This is a genomic window from Cognatiyoonia sp. IB215182 (assembly GCF_033963905.1).
Taxonomy (GTDB): domain Bacteria; phylum Pseudomonadota; class Alphaproteobacteria; order Rhodobacterales; family Rhodobacteraceae; genus Yoonia.
The window spans coordinates 333,202-349,401 of the sequence record NZ_JAXBMB010000004.1 but is presented as its reverse complement, the minus strand read 5'-3'; the positions used below and the strand labels follow the sequence as shown (position 1 = coordinate 349,401).

Annotated in this window: 19 protein-coding genes; 5 read left to right on the top strand and 14 right to left on the bottom strand. The window is 58.6% G+C overall.

Annotated features, from left to right (window positions below; translation table 11 throughout):
* Nucleotides 1-61 precede the first annotated feature (61 nt).
* A complete protein-coding gene (locus SLH47_RS10390) occupies nucleotides 62-1,264 on the top strand; it encodes a hypothetical protein (RefSeq protein WP_320239423.1) in 1,203 nt (400 codons plus the stop codon).
* A gap of 94 nt (nucleotides 1,265-1,358) precedes the next feature.
* Entirely contained in the window at nucleotides 1,359-2,570 is a 1,212-nt protein-coding gene (locus SLH47_RS10385; RefSeq protein WP_320239422.1) for a Coenzyme F420 hydrogenase/dehydrogenase, beta subunit C-terminal domain, read from the top strand.
* Here SLH47_RS10385 and SLH47_RS10380 read toward each other — a convergent pair.
* The gene (locus tag SLH47_RS10380) at nucleotides 2,567-3,028 is read right to left on the bottom strand and encodes an Lrp/AsnC family transcriptional regulator (protein ID WP_320239421.1); all 462 of its coding nucleotides are present in this window, start codon (nucleotides 3,026-3,028) and stop codon (nucleotides 2,567-2,569) included. The two genes, SLH47_RS10385 and SLH47_RS10380, sit on opposite strands and share 4 nt — an antisense overlap.
* Nucleotides 3,029-3,163: 135 nt before the next feature.
* Between SLH47_RS10380 and ald the strand changes: the two genes are divergently transcribed.
* Nucleotides 3,164-4,282, top strand: a complete 1,119-nt coding sequence (gene ald / locus SLH47_RS10375; RefSeq protein WP_320239523.1) for an alanine dehydrogenase — start codon at nucleotides 3,164-3,166, stop codon at nucleotides 4,280-4,282.
* A 48-nt stretch (nucleotides 4,283-4,330) separates the two neighbouring features.
* On the opposite strand, the gene mscL is transcribed toward ald, so the two are convergent.
* Entirely contained in the window at nucleotides 4,331-4,759 is a 429-nt protein-coding gene (mscL, locus tag SLH47_RS10370) for a large conductance mechanosensitive channel protein MscL (RefSeq protein ID WP_320239420.1), read from the bottom strand.
* A gap of 156 nt (nucleotides 4,760-4,915) precedes the next feature.
* Between mscL and SLH47_RS10365 the strand changes: the two genes are divergently transcribed.
* Nucleotides 4,916-5,611 (top strand): glutathione S-transferase family protein, encoded by a 696-nt coding sequence (locus tag SLH47_RS10365; RefSeq protein WP_320239419.1) that lies wholly within the window; start codon nucleotides 4,916-4,918, stop codon nucleotides 5,609-5,611.
* Between the two features lie 29 nt (nucleotides 5,612-5,640).
* On the opposite strand, the gene SLH47_RS10360 is transcribed toward SLH47_RS10365, so the two are convergent.
* From SLH47_RS10360 to SLH47_RS10325, 8 genes are all read right to left on the bottom strand, one after another.
* The gene (locus tag SLH47_RS10360) at nucleotides 5,641-6,027 is read right to left on the bottom strand and encodes a hypothetical protein (RefSeq protein WP_320239418.1); all 387 of its coding nucleotides are present in this window, start codon (nucleotides 6,025-6,027) and stop codon (nucleotides 5,641-5,643) included.
* 67 nt (nucleotides 6,028-6,094) lie between these two features.
* Nucleotides 6,095-6,535, bottom strand: a complete 441-nt coding sequence (locus tag SLH47_RS10355) for a YtoQ family protein (RefSeq protein ID WP_320239417.1) — start codon at nucleotides 6,533-6,535, stop codon at nucleotides 6,095-6,097.
* Nucleotides 6,536-6,601: 66 nt separating this feature from the next.
* Nucleotides 6,602-8,998 carry a phenylalanine--tRNA ligase subunit beta gene (gene pheT / locus SLH47_RS10350; protein WP_320239416.1) on the bottom strand — a complete coding sequence of 799 codons (2,397 nt, stop codon included), beginning with the start codon at nucleotides 8,996-8,998 and terminating at the stop codon, nucleotides 6,602-6,604.
* A 64-nt stretch (nucleotides 8,999-9,062) separates the two neighbouring features.
* The gene (locus SLH47_RS10345; RefSeq protein WP_320239415.1) at nucleotides 9,063-9,248 is read right to left on the bottom strand and encodes a phenylalanyl-tRNA synthetase subunit beta; all 186 of its coding nucleotides are present in this window, start codon (nucleotides 9,246-9,248) and stop codon (nucleotides 9,063-9,065) included.
* Nucleotides 9,249-9,301: 53 nt separating this feature from the next.
* The gene (locus SLH47_RS10340) at nucleotides 9,302-9,715 is read right to left on the bottom strand and encodes an ASCH domain-containing protein (protein ID WP_320239414.1); all 414 of its coding nucleotides are present in this window, start codon (nucleotides 9,713-9,715) and stop codon (nucleotides 9,302-9,304) included.
* A gap of 420 nt (nucleotides 9,716-10,135) precedes the next feature.
* Nucleotides 10,136-10,435, bottom strand: coding sequence for a hypothetical protein (locus SLH47_RS10335; RefSeq protein WP_320239413.1), 300 nt, complete (start codon nucleotides 10,433-10,435; stop codon nucleotides 10,136-10,138).
* Complete coding sequence (pheS, locus tag SLH47_RS10330; RefSeq protein ID WP_320239412.1) at nucleotides 10,432-11,505, bottom strand: phenylalanine--tRNA ligase subunit alpha; 1,074 nt, start codon at nucleotides 11,503-11,505, stop codon at nucleotides 10,432-10,434. Before pheS ends, SLH47_RS10335 begins: the two co-directional genes overlap by 4 nt.
* A gap of 62 nt (nucleotides 11,506-11,567) precedes the next feature.
* Complete coding sequence (locus SLH47_RS10325; protein WP_320239411.1) at nucleotides 11,568-12,233, bottom strand: hypothetical protein; 666 nt, start codon at nucleotides 12,231-12,233, stop codon at nucleotides 11,568-11,570.
* A gap of 159 nt (nucleotides 12,234-12,392) precedes the next feature.
* Between SLH47_RS10325 and SLH47_RS10320 the strand changes: the two genes are divergently transcribed.
* Nucleotides 12,393-13,463 (top strand): sensor domain-containing diguanylate cyclase, encoded by a 1,071-nt coding sequence (locus SLH47_RS10320; RefSeq protein ID WP_320239410.1) that lies wholly within the window; start codon nucleotides 12,393-12,395, stop codon nucleotides 13,461-13,463.
* Nucleotides 13,464-13,709: 246 nt separating this feature from the next.
* Here SLH47_RS10320 and rplT read toward each other — a convergent pair whose 3' ends face one another.
* The 4 genes from rplT to pyk all read right to left on the bottom strand — a co-directional run bounded on the left by rplT (nucleotide 13,710) and on the right by pyk (nucleotide 16,108).
* On the bottom strand, nucleotides 13,710-14,069 hold the full coding sequence (gene rplT, locus SLH47_RS10315; protein ID WP_320239409.1) for a 50S ribosomal protein L20: 360 nt from the start codon (nucleotides 14,067-14,069) through the stop codon (nucleotides 13,710-13,712).
* Between the two features lie 18 nt (nucleotides 14,070-14,087).
* Complete coding sequence (gene rpmI / locus SLH47_RS10310; RefSeq protein WP_320239408.1) at nucleotides 14,088-14,288, bottom strand: 50S ribosomal protein L35; 201 nt, start codon at nucleotides 14,286-14,288, stop codon at nucleotides 14,088-14,090.
* Nucleotides 14,289-14,396: 108 nt separating this feature from the next.
* Nucleotides 14,397-14,624 carry a hypothetical protein gene (locus SLH47_RS10305; protein ID WP_320239407.1) on the bottom strand — a complete coding sequence of 76 codons (228 nt, stop codon included), beginning with the start codon at nucleotides 14,622-14,624 and terminating at the stop codon, nucleotides 14,397-14,399.
* 38 nt (nucleotides 14,625-14,662) lie between these two features.
* On the bottom strand, nucleotides 14,663-16,108 hold the full coding sequence (pyk, locus tag SLH47_RS10300; protein ID WP_320239406.1) for a pyruvate kinase: 1,446 nt from the start codon (nucleotides 16,106-16,108) through the stop codon (nucleotides 14,663-14,665).
* Between the last annotated feature and the right edge of the window lie 92 nt (nucleotides 16,109-16,200).

Sequence of the window (16,200 nt, the reverse complement as noted above, 5' to 3'; positions counted from 1 at the left end):
CGACGAGAGGAGCCAGCACGCTGGTGTCAAAGGGGCGCGTCACCCCAGGGAGGAATGATATATGGGATGGTTTAGTTGGCTCAAAGCGGTGGTCACACCGGTTGTCCAAGCGGTTGAAGAGACCGTTGAATTTGTCAAGGAGACGGTGATCGACCCCATTGTCGATACGGTTACACAGGCCGTTGATACCGTTGTCGAGGTGGTGAAAACCACTGCCGAGAAAGTTGTGCAAGAGGTTGAGGAGGCGGTCGGATCACTGATCGACAATACCGGCGAGGCGGCAATCGATCTGGTGCTTGAAACGGTCGAGGACGCCGTGGGTGAAGGATATGTGCCAACCGACCCCGATCTCTCCCGTTTTGAACCTGTGGCGGCCTTGGAAGATCAGGTGCCATCCCAGACGATCAAGAGCGCGGATTGGACATTAGATCAAGAGATTGAAGCGCGCGATGCCATCGTCGCCGCGCAGATCGGGTATGCCGATTACTCCGAACTCTTTGCTGCGGGTGCTGTCGATGCGGAAGGCTATGTTCTGGATGAAGAACTGGTCTACGAGACCGAAGGGTGGCTCGACGGTATCGTGACATGGGCCGATGACCGTTTTGAGATCATCCGCGTGCTGGAAGACTCGAGCAGCAGCTTTCTTGCCAGCTTCGAGGCGAATGTCACCCTTTTGCAAAATAGGGCGACGGGTGAGTACTATATCTCGGTCGGCGGCTCAGATGGGTTCGGCGATGCGCTGAGCGACATCACTCTGATCCTGTCCGAAGATACGGGCGCCAGCGAAGACGCGATCAGTGCGATGATCGCGGAATTCTTTGAAGATGACATCGAGGATGGTGCTATCGTCAATCTTGCCGGTCACTCGCTGGGTGGGGCCGAAGTCGTGCTGCAATATCGCGACAATCCGGAGCTTTTTGACGATGTCTATGCTGTGCAGGCCGTCGGCATTGGAGGATTTGACGGCACGCATTACGATCAGACAATCTGGGACGGCATTGGTGATGCGAATATCACCGAAATCACGGGCGATGATCCCGGCAACGACTTCAACGATTTGGTCACGTCCTGGGGTCATATCGGGGCAGGCCAGACCTTTCATGTGAAAGAGGTTATTCTGGCCTCGGATGAGCCGGATTTTCTGCGCGATCTTGATCTGATTGACGCACATCTCTTGGACAACCTCTGGGCCTCGTTGCCCGGCGATGAGACACCTAACCTGCCGATCTTCGACCCAAGTGCGGATGTTTTTGCGTTCGTCTAGTCCTGCGGAAGGCCGGGACAAAGATTCCGGCCAACCTAGCTTCGTTGGCGGAACTGCCCTTGGCCTTCAGCCGTCGTGCCGCTAAGCTCGGATGATGGGAACCGGCCCCCAAACCCCCGACTTCAACACGCCCGCGCCGCGAGGTCTTTGCACCGATTGCGGCGTCTCGCGGATGTCCGATCCCAGCGCCTGCGGTAAGGCCTGCCAGTTCATCAAGCCTGACTATCCAAGCCTTGAAACCAGGGTACATGGTCGTCAGGCGAAGGCTGCGGGTGATGAGCGTTTTTTTGGCGTAACGGGTGCGATGTATCGGGCCGCGCTGCACCCGGCGCGGGATGGTGCCCAATGGACGGGGCTGACCACGCGACTGGCGGAGCGTCTGCTGGAAACCCGGGCCGTGGATGCGGTGTTGACGATGGTCCCCGCCACGGATGACCGCTGGCGCCCGCGTCCAGCGATCATCACGGATCCTGCCGACTTGCAGCAGGCAAGGGGCATGCGGATGGGTTATGCGCCGCTGCTCGCGCTGCTTGAACCGGCACGGGATGCGGGGCACCGGAAGATCGCGGTGATCGGCATTCCCTGTCAGGTCTACGCGCTCCGCGCGCTTGAGGCCCAGCTGGGATTTGATCGGATCTACGTGATCGGCACGCCTTGTTCTGACAACACAACGACGGAGAACTTCCATACCTTTCTCGCGCGTCTCACTGACGCGCCGGAAACAGTCACCTATCTGGAATTCCGTGCCGATTATCATGTGGAACTCCGGTTTGATGACGGACGCAAGCGCCTCATCCCGTTTCTGAAACTCCCACTGGCGGATTTGCCTTCTGACTTTTTCCCGCTAACCTGCCGGACTTGTGTGGATTACACCAACAGGCTCGCCGACATCACGGTTGGTTATATGGCGGGTGAGGGCGATCAATGGCTGATCGTGCGCAATACGCGCGGGCAAGAGATGCTGGATAGTCTTGGTGCAGAAGTCGCTTTGAGCGCCCCCGGTTCTGGAGGTAAACGCGAAGGTGCGGTGAAGGGGTTCATCGAAAACACCCGTCGCGCTGCGGGCGGCCTGCCGCTGCGCCGAATGCCGAATTCCATGCGCGGGATCATGGGATGGCTGATGCCCCGGCTCGGACCCCGCGGACTGGAGTTTGCACGCGCACGAGTCGAGATGAAGGCGGCCGAAACGATCCTGCATTTACGCCGCGAAGAACCGGCCAAGATGAAAAACATGGTTCCTGACCATGTCTGGAACATCGCTGCGCAGTATGGGCTGGGGTGCAAAGAGGACCCGCCGGGCCGCTAGATCGGCAATGCTGTTGTCTGGCGGACAGTCCGCAGCGCAAAGGAGGACTGGATTTGCGCCACCCCCGGCAAGGTCGCAAGGTAACGGCGATGGATGCGGGCAAAATCCTCGGTATCCCCGGCCACCACCTTCAGCAAGTAATCCGCTGAACCTGCCATCAGATGGCATTCCAGCACATCCGGCACCCGCGCCACAGCGCGTTCAAATGCGTCTAGCACCTCATCGGCCTGTCCACTTAAAGTGATTTCGACAAAGACCGTGGTCGGGCGGCCCATTTTGCGCGGGTCGAGCAAGGCGACGTAATCGCGGATGAACCCCTCTTTCTCAAGCCGCTGAACGCGCCGATGACAGGCCGAAGCCGAAAGGTTGGCCTGCTCGGACAATTCGGCATTCGACATGCGGCCCTTTTTCTGCAGCACGGCGAGGATTCGATGATCGATGCTATCAAGTTCGGCCACGCGCACGATCCTTCGGTGTTTTTGTCGTTTGTTGCACGTTTCTAGCGCCATGAGCTGCCTAGCTCAACAAATTGCCATGCACCTTGCGCCCGGTTTAGCAGAATATCACTTTAAGGAGTGAGGAGGAGAATGATCATGCATATCGGCTGCCCGAAAGAGATCAAGCCGCAGGAGTTTCGCGTCGGTTTGACGCCAAATGCGGCGCGCGAGGCTGTGGCGCATGGCCATCAGGTGACCGTTGAAACCAGCGCGGGTGTGGGCGCGGGCTTTTCCGATGATGATTACATCAATGCCGGGGCAGCCATTGCAGGTACAGCTGCCGAAATCTTCGAAAACGCCGATCTTGTTGTAAAAGTGAAAGAACCGCAGCCGATTGAGCGGAAAATGCTGCGTGAAGGGCAGATTTTGTTCACCTATCTGCACCTCGCACCAGACCCGGAACAGACCAAAGACCTGCTGGAAAGCGGGGCTACGTGCATCGCCTATGAAACCGTCACCGACGACCGGGGTGGTCTGCCCCTTTTGGCGCCGATGTCGGAAGTTGCCGGACGGCTCGCACCACAGGTCGGGGCCTGGACGCTGCAAAAGGCCAATGGCGGGCGCGGTGTTCTGATGGGCGGCGTGCCCGGCGTGGGCCCGGCCAAGGTGGTTGTGATCGGCGGCGGGGTTGTTGGCACCCATGCCGCACGCATTGCCGCTGGAATGGGGGCGGATGTCACGGTGCTCGACCGGTCACTGGCCCGGCTTCGCTATCTGGATGACGCTTTCGGCACGCTCTTCAAGACGAGCTATGCCAGCGCGGGCAATACGATTGCGCTTGCCAGCGACGCGGACCTGATCATCGGTGCAGTCCTGATCCCCGGTGCGGCCGCGCCCAAGCTGATCAGCAAGGCACAGCTTTCTGAACTCAAGGCAGGTGCCGCCCTTGTCGATGTGGCGATTGATCAGGGCGGTTGTTTTGAAACCTCACGCCCGACCACCCACGAAAACCCTATCTATGACGTAGATGGCATCATGCATTACTGCGTCGCCAACATGCCCGGCGCCGTAGCCCGCACCAGCACCATCGCGCTTGGCAATGCAACGATGCCCTTTATGCTCGCACTGGCCGACAAGGGCTGGCGCAAAGCCTGCGAGGACGACCCGCATCTGCTGAACGGGTTGAATGTGCACGCTGGCAAGCTGACCTATTACGCGGTCGGCAAGGCGCTTGGCATCGATGTCTTGTCACCGAGTCTGGCACTGAAAGCTTAAACGCAAAGAGCCTGCATTATTGGCAGGCCCCGCACGAATTGCTGCGCCTCAGTTTTGCTTGGCCAACGCGTCGCGGATTTCCAGAAGCACCTCCAATTCGGTCGGGCCTTTTGGCTCCTCCGGTGCTTCCTCTTTCTCCCCTTCCGCGGCGTCTTTGATGCGGTTTACCATCTTCACCAGGATGAAGACCACAAAGGCCACGATCAGAAAGTTGATCACCGCCATGATAAAGTTGCCAATCGCAAAGACGGCGGCCCCCGCCTCTTGTGCTGCGGCGAGCGAGGCATGGTCGGACCCGTCAAGCGTGTAGAACCAGCCTGAGAAGTCGATCCCACCGGTAAAGAGCGCGATAATCGGGTTGATCAGATCGCCCACAAGCGATGTGACGATGGCGGTAAAGGCCGCGCCGATGATAATGCCAACGGCCATATCCATCACATTGCCCTTGGCAATAAACTCTTTGAATTCGTTGATCATGTTAAGTCCCCACAACTTTTCTCTCATGCGCCATTCGTTCATTTGATGCGCAACTACGCACATTGATATCAATATTGGCTCACATGGCTATGGGTTTTATCGCGCGGCTTTGGGTCTATCTTAGGGAAACATTAATTTGCCCAAGAAAGCACATCCATGACCGACCTGTCCGCATTCCCGATCACCAAGCGTTGGCCCGCAAAGGACCCGTCCGTAATCCAGCTTTATGCCTACCCCACGCCAAATGGCGTCAAAGTCTCAATTGCGTTGGAAGAGATGGGGCTGGCCTATGAGCCGCATCTTGTCACGCTGTCGGACGCCGACGTCAAAAGCCCCGAGTTTCTGTCGCTGAACCCCAACAACAAGATCCCCGCGATCATCGACCCAAACGGTCCGAACGGACCCATCGGGATTTTCGAGAGCGGCGCGATCCTGCTTTATCTGGCTGAAAAGTCAGGGAAATTCCTTGGATCTAATGCCGCCGCAAAGGCGCATATCACGCAATGGCTGATGTTCCAGATGGGCGGTTTGGGGCCGATGCTGGGGCAGATGGGCTTTTTCTACAAATTCGCCGGCAAGGATATCGAAGACCCGCGCCCACGCGAACGCTACCGTGATGAGGCGATCCGTCTGCTGGCCGTCGTTGACAAGCAATTGGACGGGCAGGACTGGATCGTGGGGGATTACTCCATCGCCGATATGGCGATTGCACCCTGGATCAATGCGCTGGAATTCTACGGGACCAAGGATGTGGTCGGATATCACGATCTGAAAAACGTGCCTGCCTATGTCGAGCGGTTTTTCGCCCGCCCCGCAGTGGCCAAGGCGCGGCGTATCCCTGATCCGTCATAGTCAGACTGGCCCTCACCCTTGCGTGGGGGTCAGATCCGTACCTGATACCAAAGGATCACGTCCGAGATCCAAATCCGTCCCATTTCAAGTGTGAAGGTCACGTCGTTCAGAACGACATCATTCAGGAAATTGCCGGAAAACGCCTCCCATTGACCGCTCAGACCATCACCTTCCAGAAACACTGTTTCCAACGGATGAAGGCCGTTCTGGATTGACACCCGGAGCCGCGCCTGCGGCGCCAACGCACCATCAGCACTTCCAAGAGCCTTGGCGCGGTAAGCCAGGATTGGTTTGGCGCGGCTTGTCCCGCGTACAAAATTAGACGGCAGATCGAAGGGACCGATCTCACGGCTTTCTCCTTCGATCAGTGTGAACGATCGGTCATTCAGGACAATGTAGTCGGCAACGGTCGGCATGACTTTCCCCATAATGCAATTGATCCAATGCAGATCACTCAATCACAAAACGGATCTTGAAGCGACCTTAGGGTAACTGTCCCATCAGCACATATTTTAGGATATCCACCACCTGCTGCGGTTCCTGCACAACAGCAAGCGCCGCGGCATCCACCTCTTTGAGCGCATGTTGGTGATCGTCCCCATGCATGACGATCAGCGATTTGCCCAAGGCGGCAGCATATCCCGCGTCAAAGGCCGCGTTCCACTGCTTGTATTTCTCGCCAAAGCGGACAACGACAATATCGGCGTTTTCAATCCCATGGCGCGTGCGGATCGCGTTCAGCTTCGCACCCTTGTGGTCATGCCAGAACTTGTCCGGCTCCGCCCCCATGATCGCCACACCGCAATCATCCGACGCCGCGTGATCGGTCACCGGGCCATCAAAGACGACGTCCAGCCCTTTCGCTCCACTAACAATCTGATCCCGCCAATCGGTGTGAATCTCGCCGGAGAGATATACGCGCATCGTTGCACCCTTCTTTCGTTCAAAAATACCTCCACCGGAGGCCAAAGCTTTGGTCAGAAAACTCTGTCATCCGCGCAAAGTGCCACCAGTGGCCTTCGTTACTTTCTCTACGATCTTGGCGCTCACCGCCTCAATATCGGCATCCTTCAGCGTCTTGTCGGTCGGTTGCAGGCGCACGGTCAGGGCGAGGGATTTCTTGCCTTCGCCGAGGCTGCCCCCGATGAATTCGTCAAAGACGCGTACATCGGTGATTAGCGCTTTGTCGGCACCAGCAGCTGCATTGATCAGGGCCAGCGCCTCGACCTGCGCGTCCACGACGAAGGCGAAGTCGCGCTCAACGGATTGCAGGTCCGTTGCCGTCAGAGCCGCGCGGGTGGTCGATTTCTTGCGCGGTGCGGGCACCTCGTCGGGCCAGATGGTGAAGGCGACGGCTGGGCCTTTGACATCCATCTCGCGCAGCACGCGGGGGTGCAGTTCGCCGAAGATACCCAGCACCTTTTTCGGGCCAAGGCAGATCATGCCGTGCCGACCCGGATGCCACCAGTCAGAGGCACCGCGCAGGATTTGCACCTTGGCGGGCGCGCGTATCGCCGCCAGCACAGCCTCCGCATCGGCCTTGGCATCGTACAAGTCGACGAGGCGCGATGCGCCATGCACATCCTTCGGGCCGGTTTTCCCAATCAGAACGCCTGAGATCAGATCGTGCTGCTCACCCGGTTCCCCGCCGTGGAAACCGGCACCGACCTCAAAGAGCGCCATATCCATGAAGCCCCGCGCCTGATTGCGCGCCGCTGCCCGCAGAAGGCCCGGCAGCAGGTTGGGCCGCATATGCGACATCTCGGATGAGATGGGGTTTTCCAGCATCGTGCTGTCATCACCACCGCCGAAAAGCTTGGCCGCCTGATCATCGATGAAGCTGTAGGTGACGCATTCGTTGTAGCCCAGCGCCGCAGCTGTCCGCCGCACGGCCTGTTGCCGCGATTGGCTTGGCGTCAGGATGGGCCGCGCCACGCCCGGTTCAGTCCGGGGTAAAGGTTTGCCTTCCAGCTTGGTCAGGGATGCGATGCGCGCGACCTCTTCGACCAGATCCGCCTCACCCTGCACATCGGGGCGCCATGTGGGCACATGGGCCATGTCGCCTTCCATGCGGAAGCCGAGCGCTGTCAGAGTCGCATGCTGTGTCGCTGCCGGGATATCCATGCCGACGAGCGACGAACAGCGCGCCGTGTCGAGCTTGTAGACGCGGGACGTATCGGGGATTGCACCAGCGACGATCATCTCGGATGCCTCGCCGCCTGCATGATCCACGATCATCCGCACCGCATGCTCCAGCCCTACGGGTGTAAAAGCGGGGTCGACGCCGCGTTCGAACCGGTAGCGGGCGTCGGAATTGATCTTGAGCGCGCGGCCCGCATAGGCGATCTGGATCGGGTCCCAATAGGCGCTTTCAACGAAGACGTTCACCGTGTCCGTGGTGCAGCCTGTCTCGGCCCCGCCCATGATGCCCGCGATGCTTTCCGGGCCTTCATCGTCCGAGATCACCATCTGGCCGGGCTGGAGCGTGTATTCCTTGTCATCAAGCGCCAGCAGCGTCTCGCCACCCTTGGCGCGGTGGACCCGCAGATTGCCCTTGACCTTGTCCGCGTCGAAAACGTGCAGCGGGCGGTTCAGGTCGTAGGTGAACCAGTTCGTCACATCGACAAGAAAGCTGATGGGGCGCAGGCCGATGGCGCGCAACTGCTGCTGCAACCACTCTGGGCTGGGGCCGTTCTTGACGCCCCTGATCAAACGACCACAGAAAACCGGGCACCCGTCCAAAGTATCGTCATCAATGGACACATTCAGATCAGAGGTGAAGCTGGCCGGAACCGGGCTCACCTCGACCGCTTTCAGCCTGCCAAGGCCACGGGCGGCAAGGTCGCGCGCAATCCCATGCACGCCCAGCGCGTCTGGGCGGTTGGGCGTAATCGCGATCTCGATCACCGGATCAACCTTGGAGGGATCATTGGCGGCGAGCCAGTCGGTGAACCGCTCCCCCACTTCGCCCGAGGGCAGTTCGATGATGCCGTCATGTTCATCCGACAGCTCCATCTCGCGTTCGGAACACATCATGCCGTAGCTTTCGACGCCGCGGATTTTGCCCACGCCGATGGTGGTGTCGATACCGGGCACATATGTGCCTGGCGTGGCAATCACGACGGTGATCCCTTCGCGGGCATTAGGCGCGCCGCAGATGATCTGGGTTGGGCCGTCCTTGGTGTCGACCTGACAGACCTTCAGCTTGTCCGCATCGGGGTGTTTCTCGGCGCTCAGCACCTTGCCGATCGTGAAGGCGGCCAGCCGTTCGGCAGGGTTTTCGACGCCTTCCACCTCAAGCCCGAGGTCGGTCAGCGCATAGGTGATGTCATCCACGGATGCATCCGTGTCGAGATGGCGTTTCAGCCAGGAAAGTGTGAATTTCATGGATTCATCCAGCGTCCAATTCGGGTCGGACAGGGCTTACCGGATTACGCCGGGGGGTGGAAGGCTATTTGCAGGCCTTGTGGGCGGCGGCCCATTTCGAAACCGCCCAGGCGGGCAGCAGGATGACCGCCCAACCCGCCGCGTTGATCAGCGTCAGCTTTAGGGCAAGGTCGCGGGGCATGTCAGAGGTCCACATGGCGATATGTGCGCCGATGATGAGGATGAGCAGAAGAATGACATAGAGGCGCATTATGTCACGCAGGATAACGCGGTCTGAGCGCGGCGTGGAGTCCGGCGGGCGCTTTAGGCGAGGTCTTCGACAAGTTCGAAGTGTTCGAAGACCAGCATCATGTCAGGGCTGAAGCCACCGTTGCGGGTGAAGAAGGCCTCGTGATCCTTCCGCCACCCGGCGAGACTTTCGTTTTCGCCTTCGGCCAACGCCATGGCTTCGGTGACGTCGCAGAACCGGATTTGGGTGACTTGAGTGGTGCGGATAACGAGCGCCGGGCTGCCGTCCCAATTGAGCGCGATATCGCAGCGACCCACGACGGGAAGAGGTTCGCCCTCGGCTGCGAAGTCCGTCAATGCCGCGCAGGTGGCGGTTTTCTTGCCCTCACGTACAAGGGTGATGAGACGTTGGCAGAGATCCGGATTGTCCCCGAAGGTGAAGGTTTCCGCGCTGGGGTATTTGGATTTGAGGGTGGTGAGCTTGGACATTTAAGAAGTATGCAGGTGGCCACTATAGCACGCAACGGTAGGGCAGCGCCCGGACCTCGGGGCGGGCGCACTGACATCTGATCAATGCGAGGTGGTCAATTCATATGCTTCGGTTGTTCGGGTTGCAGCGTTGCAAAAGCGCCCTCCCCGTGGGGGAGGTCCGGGCGCTGCCCGGCTTCGCCGGGCTGCCAGATTGGCTAGCCCGTCATTCTAAAGCCGGATCGTCGGTTTCAATTTTTGCAGCAAGCATTTTATTCCACCTGCGCCGATACAAAAAACGTTCGAACTGGAAGCGTGGTTGCGTTAGAAATAGCTCGCTCTTTATCACTTCACGCAGCACACTAAGCGCTTGGCTCAGCCGTCCAATAAGCTCACTCCGCTGATCTTCAGACCAATTCGCTCTGTCCGCATCACGAAGCGCTATGAGTCTTGAGTAAAACTCGTCTGATATGCTAATGCGGTGGGCGATGCGTGTAACAGAAAGTCCGGGCTGCGATCTTGAAGAGCATCATGTGCCACTTTCATCGCGTCACTACTGGCATCTTCAGGATGATGCATCAGTTGGCGAGCAACATTGTAGCATGCTGAGAAATACTCGCCATAAGCTCGGCGACGGTGCTCCATAATTGTGTCAGCGTTGTCCCACCAACGTTTAAGGATATAACCAACCACCCCAATAGCTAGGGCAAGCCAGCTAATTGAGAGCGCTGCACCGTTCACCTGGTCAATCCACCATGCAGTGTCGGCTGCACCAGCGGGTTGAACCCATAGTGCCGCAGCCACCGCAGGTCTGAGTCGAAGAAGGATCGCAGATCCGGGATCCCGTATTTTAGCATCGCCAGCCGGTCGATCCCCAACCCGAAGGCAAAGCCTTGCCATTCCGCCGGGTCGATGCCGGCGTTTTGCAACACTTTGGGGTGGACCATGCCAGAGCCTCCAGCCTCCAGCCAGTCGTCGCCTTCGCCCAGTTTCAACTGGCCATCGACCCATGAACAGCGGAAATCGATCTCGGCCGAGGGCTCAGTGAACGGGAAGTGGGAGGCGCGGAAGCGTACCTCGATCTTGTCGACCTCAAAGAAGGCGGCGGCGAATTCTTCGAGCACCCATTTGAGGTTCGCCATGGAGATATCACGGTCAATCGCCAGCCCCTCGACCTGATGGAACATCGGCGTGTGGGTCTGGTCATAGTCAGAGCGGTAGACGCGACCGGGGCAGATGATGCGGGTAGGGGCGCCCGTCGCCTCCATCGAGCGGATTTGCACGGGCGACGTATGGGTGCGCAGCACATGGGGCGGGCGGTTATCGCCCTCCTTCCGGTGTGTGTAGAACGTATCCATCTCGGCCCGTGCGGGGTGGTGGCCTGGGATGTTGAGCGCGTCGAAATTGTACCAGTCGCTTTCGATCTGCGGGCCTTCGGCGACGGAGAAGCCCATATCGGCGAAGATCGCCGTGATCTCCTCAGTCACCTGGCTGATCGGGTGGATTGTGCCCTGGGCGCGGGTGCGGGATGGCAGTGTGACGTCGAGCCATTCGTCGCGCAGGCGCGCATCAAGGGCGGCATCGGCAAGGGCCGCTTTCTTGGCCGACAGGGCGCTGTTGATCTCATCCTTGAGCGCGTTCAAAGCGGGGCCTGCCACCTGACGCTCTTCCGGTGTCATCTTGCCCAGTTCGCGCATTTTCAGGCTGATCTCACCCTTTTTGCCGACAGCCTGTACGCGCAGATCCTCAATCGCGGCCTCATCAGCGGCATCGGCAATCAGACCCAGATATTTTTCCTTCAGATCGTCCATCACGCGCCTCTTGCAATCATCCGCCTTCGGTTAGCGAATGGGCGGCACGGTTGCAAGCGCCCTTAACCCGGCGCGATTTTGGCAATCTCGCTTTGGAAATAGGCGAGGGTCACCGTTGCCCGGTTGCCCGCAATCCCGTGATAGCGCGACCGCCCATTTGAGGTGGGCAAGCCTGCCCAGATCGCAGCGAGGTTGTTCATGAAGTCTTTCTGGTTCAGTTCCCCTGCGAGAAATGCGGCAAAGCCAGCATCGGCAAGCAGAACATCGGCAAGCCGATCCTGCATCGCGGGGCTGAAGCGGTCACCCGGTTGGGCGCCGATCTGCGTGGCGACGCGGCGCAGGGTGGCAGGGATAAACTGATAGCGGCCAATGGCGTGCGGCTGGCCAGGCGTGGCATCGATCCATGCAAATATCTCGGCCAGAGTCATTTGCGTCGGCGGTTTCGCGGGGCGGATACGCGCGCCATGCTGTACAGCGTCATATCCCGCTTGGGGCGATTCAGCCTGCCCGATCACATTGCGGATACGGATCAGCGCGTCTTTGTCGAAGGTGGATTTGGGCGCGAAGAACCCGTTGGACGCCCCTTGAAAAAGACTTGCGCTCTGCACATTGCCAGATGCCGGCGCCATCTGGACGAGCGGTTGGCGCGCGGCAGAGATGAGTGGGGCAACTTCAGCCAGCCCCACCAAGGGCCACAAATACACCAACAGGGTCAGAATGGTTCGCATCAGCACCTCGGAACAAATTCGGGCGCAACCTGCGGCAAAGTCCTTACGTTTTCATTGCCTGTTCACGAAAAGTGTCGCGGGCGATTAAATAATCCTGACCTGACCAAAACTGATGCAAGTTTAAGCGCGATATTAAGACCTCTGTGTCCACAAGAGCCTATGACGGACGAAAAGCATTTTGCGGAACAGTTCAGGTTGGCCGAACGCGCGCAGGCCAAGGCCGGGCGCGACGCGTTGCATGTGCCGATCGGCTTTTTGAACGATCTGTCGCAAGCGACCAGCCGCAGTGAGGTGCTGGATGCCTATTCGTTGTGGTCAAAGCAGATCGTCGCGGCGGATCGGTGTTCAATCGCCCTTCATGACAATGACGCGCAGCTTGTCGTCACGGCAATGACAGGGACAAAGGGGGTCGCCCCAGACACACAATATGACGTGAGCAACAGCATCTCTGGTGCCGTCTTCCGCACAGGCAAACCGGCCTATATGCCTGATCCGGCAGGCGTCGCGTCACCCGGAGTCCAGGCGCTGGCCCAGTTGGGCTATCAAAGCGTTGTCGTGGTTCCGCTGATGACAAAGTCGCGTCGGTTTGGCGTGATTAACGCGAGCTTTCTGGGCCAACTTGATCAGCCCGGTAACGTGATTTGCGCGCTCGAGGCGATTGGTCAATGTCTGGCGATGCAGTTGCAAGTGATCGACCAGATGGAGGCGCTGACGCATATGGCGCGCGTCGATGCCTTGACCGGGGCCGGAAACCGGCGCTTGCTTTATGAACAGGTCGAGGCGCTCTGGCGACAATGGCAGGAAACGCGCACGCCATTTTGCTATCTGGCCATGGACCTCGACCATTTCAAACAGATCAACGACACCTACGGGCATGATGTTGGCGACGCGGTGCTGGCGGCATTTGCAAAACGCGTCAACGGTAGGTCACGTGGGGCGGACACACTCATCCGCATGGGTGGCGAAGAGTTCGGCCTTTTGATGGAAGGCACGAACCTTGAAGATGCAACAAGGGTCGCCAAAAGGCTGTGTGACGGCATCGGTGACACGCCCTTTGCCGTCGCCAATATGCAATTGATGATCACGGCAAGCTTTGGTTTGACCGAGGTACATATCGACGATGGTTCGGTGGAGGAGACCCTCAAACGTGCCGATATCGCGCTTTACGAGGCGAAATCTTGTGGTCGTGATCAAGTGGTGGTGCTGACCGGTACAGATTTGGCCGCCTAACGGGATGCCCCAGCGCGGCCGTCCTGCACCTCAGCAGTGCCAGCGGAAAGGTCGTTGGTTCCTCCAACCTACCCCATGCGGTACTGCCCCGACCGGTGCAATCTCAGGTCAAATCCCTGAAACAGTCGTGACACCGGCGATAGCATGTGACCGACGCATGTGTTTTAGCAGCCACGACTAAGCAACGAAAAAGGCCGCCGCATTACTGCGACGACCTTTTGAATTCTGTGGAAGCTCAGACCAGCCTTAGGCCAGTGCAGCCTTTGCTTTGCCAACGATGGTCGCAAATGCTTCGGGCTCATTCACGGCGAGGTCGGCCAGAACTTTACGGTCAACCTCGATACCGGCGAGGCTCAACCCGTTGATGAACTTTGAGTAGTTCAGTGTTTCATCAACCGAGCGAACGCCTGCGTTGATCCGCTGGATCCACAGCGCACGGAAGTTGCGCTTGCGGTTATGCCGGTCACGGGTTGCGTATTGGTTGGCCTTGTCAACGGCCTGCTTGGCGACCTTGAAGGTTTTGGAGCGGCGGTCATAGTAACCTTTGGCCCGGTCCAGAACCTTTTTGTGACGACGATGGGTGACGGTTCCGCCTTTAACGCGCATATCTCAAATCCTTCCTGCTTAACGTGCGTAGGGCATCATCGGCTTGATGATACCTTCGTCGGCCTTCGACAGGGTTGTCGTGCCGCGTGCGTTGCGAATGAATTTGTTGGTACGCTTGATCATGCCGTGACGCTTGCCCGCTTGGGCTGCCACAACACGGCCAGAGGCCGTCGTCTTGAACCGCTTTTTGCAGCTCGATTTTGTCTTCATCTTTGGCATTTCCGTCTCCATCTTTGGTCGGTCGAAACGCGCGCCTCGGCATGCCATATGGGCCGGACGCGCGGGTGAAGGCCGCCGTATAGGGCGCATTTGAAATCCGTGCAAGACTTATTCGTTGAGAACCCAACCAATAACGCGCAGCACCACGTCATCAACCTGATCGACGGCATAGACGCCCGGGTTCATCACCACGGCGTAATAGATCATGCCCGCTCCAATCAAAACGGTGAGCAAGGCCTGCGTCGGGCGGCGTTTGTCCGCATAGGCACTGGCAAAAGACGGCGCAGAGAAAAGTGCCAGCAGCAGCCCAAGCACAAAGATTACGTCGAATTCCACTGCGTCACATCCTTTTGCAACGCCCCCTGGCGCGCAACCTACTCTGACTGGTTGGCGTAAATCAAACGTTCTTCGCACGGGGCGACACGCAGGATGTTCGTCGACCCTGGCGTGTTGAACGGGACCCCGGCGGTGACGACAACCTTGTCCGATTTCGTGGCCAATTTCTGATCCAACGCTGCCCGTACCGCCGCAACCACCGCATCCTTGAAGCGGTTCACGTCACCCGTCACGACACAATTCGTGCCCCATGACAGACACAAACGGCGCGCCGTTGACTGATAACTCGTCAGCGCCACAATCGGCACGCGCGGACGCTCGCGTGAGACCAGAAGAGCGGTCGTCCCGGATTCGGAGAAACAGCAGATCGCTTTGACATCCGTTGTTTCCGCAATCTCGCGCGCCGCGGAAACGATCCCGTCGGCCACCGTCTTGCCATCGGACTTGCGCGAAGCCTCGATGATATCGGTATAGGTGGGGTCGGCCTCGACCTCACCCGCGACGTTGTTCATCGTCTTAACCGCTTCAATTGGGTAGGAACCGGCGGCGGATTCCGCCGACAGCATGATCGCATCGGCGCCTTCATAGATCGCCGTCGCTACGTCTGAGACTTCGGCGCGGGTCGGCATGGGGCTGTCTATCATGGATTCCAGCATCTGCGTGGCGACAATCACCGGCTTCGCGGCAGCCCGGCATTTGCGGACCAACTGCTTTTGGATCGGCGGCACATTTTGTACCGGCAATTCCACCCCAAGATCCCCACGCGCGACCATGATCCCGTCAGAGGCTTCGAGAATACTGTCAAACGCATTGACCGCGTTCGGCTTTTCAATCTTCGACAGGATCGCGGCGCGCCCCTTTGCAAGATCGCGCGCCTCTTCCACATCTGCCGGGCGCTGCACGAAGGACAGGGCCAGCCAATCCACGCCCAATTCGCAGACAAATTCCAGGTCTTTGCGGTCCTTTTCGGAAAGCGCTGCAACCGGCAGCGTTACATCCGGCACATTCACGCCCTTGCGGTTCGAAATCGTGCCACCCACAACAACTTCACAATTTGCGAAATCAGCAGCGCATTCCTTAACACGCAGCTTTATCTTGCCGTCATTGACCAAAAGATGCGCGCCCGGTTCAAGCGCGTCGAAAATCTCCTTGTGCGGCAGCTTCACCCGCGTCACATCGCCTTCGGCATCGTCAAGATCGAGGCGGAAATCGGCGCCTTCGATCAGCTCTTCCTCGCCATTCTTGAACACGCCGACTCGCAATTTCGGTCCTTGCAAATCCGCAAGGATCGCGATGGGGCTGTTCATGTCCGCCTCGATCTGGCGGATAATATCATGGCGCGCCTTAATCTCGCTATGATCGCCATGCGACATATTCAGACGAAACACATCTGCACCCGCCTCATGCAGCGCACGGATTGTGTCGTAATCGTTAGAGGCCGGGCCCAGTGTCGCGACGATCTTTACATTGCGGTGGCGTCTCATCTTTGGTCCCTCCAATTTCCGGCACCGTTAGCGGTAACGGCGATGTTGCGCCCGTTATACGCAATTCCCTTCCCTTCACAACTAGCCTAAAC

What these genes read in the sequence shown, in the direction of transcription:
- ald (WP_320239523.1), top strand. Translation starts at nt 3,164, where the DNA reads ATGCATATCGGCTGCCCGAAAGAGATCAAGCCGCAGGAGTTTCGCGTC.
- SLH47_RS10325 (WP_320239411.1), bottom strand. Translation starts at nt 12,233, where the DNA reads ATGCGAACCATTCTGACCCTGTTGGTGTATTTGTGGCCCTTGGTGGGG.
- SLH47_RS10385 (WP_320239422.1), top strand. Translation starts at nt 1,359, where the DNA reads ATGGGAACCGGCCCCCAAACCCCCGACTTCAACACGCCCGCGCCGCGA.
- mscL (WP_320239420.1), bottom strand. Translation starts at nt 4,759, where the DNA reads ATGATCAACGAATTCAAAGAGTTTATTGCCAAGGGCAATGTGATGGAT.
- SLH47_RS10360 (WP_320239418.1), bottom strand. Translation starts at nt 6,027, where the DNA reads ATGCCGACCGTTGCCGACTACATTGTCCTGAATGACCGATCGTTCACA.
- rplT (WP_320239409.1), bottom strand. Translation starts at nt 14,069, where the DNA reads ATGCGCGTTAAAGGCGGAACCGTCACCCATCGTCGTCACAAAAAGGTT.
- SLH47_RS10355 (WP_320239417.1), bottom strand. Translation starts at nt 6,535, where the DNA reads ATGCGCGTATATCTCTCCGGCGAGATTCACACCGATTGGCGGGATCAG.
- SLH47_RS10340 (WP_320239414.1), bottom strand. Translation starts at nt 9,715, where the DNA reads ATGTCCAAGCTCACCACCCTCAAATCCAAATACCCCAGCGCGGAAACC.
- SLH47_RS10320 (WP_320239410.1), top strand. Translation starts at nt 12,393, where the DNA reads ATGACGGACGAAAAGCATTTTGCGGAACAGTTCAGGTTGGCCGAACGC.
- pheT (WP_320239416.1), bottom strand. Translation starts at nt 8,998, where the DNA reads ATGAAATTCACACTTTCCTGGCTGAAACGCCATCTCGACACGGATGCA.
- pheS (WP_320239412.1), bottom strand. Translation starts at nt 11,505, where the DNA reads ATGGACGATCTGAAGGAAAAATATCTGGGTCTGATTGCCGATGCCGCT.
- pyk (WP_320239406.1), bottom strand. Translation starts at nt 16,108, where the DNA reads ATGAGACGCCACCGCAATGTAAAGATCGTCGCGACACTGGGCCCGGCC.
- SLH47_RS10365 (WP_320239419.1), top strand. Translation starts at nt 4,916, where the DNA reads ATGACCGACCTGTCCGCATTCCCGATCACCAAGCGTTGGCCCGCAAAG.
- SLH47_RS10390 (WP_320239423.1), top strand. Translation starts at nt 62, where the DNA reads ATGGGATGGTTTAGTTGGCTCAAAGCGGTGGTCACACCGGTTGTCCAA.
- rpmI (WP_320239408.1), bottom strand. Translation starts at nt 14,288, where the DNA reads ATGCCAAAGATGAAGACAAAATCGAGCTGCAAAAAGCGGTTCAAGACG.
- SLH47_RS10345 (WP_320239415.1), bottom strand. Translation starts at nt 9,248, where the DNA reads ATGCGCCTCTATGTCATTCTTCTGCTCATCCTCATCATCGGCGCACAT.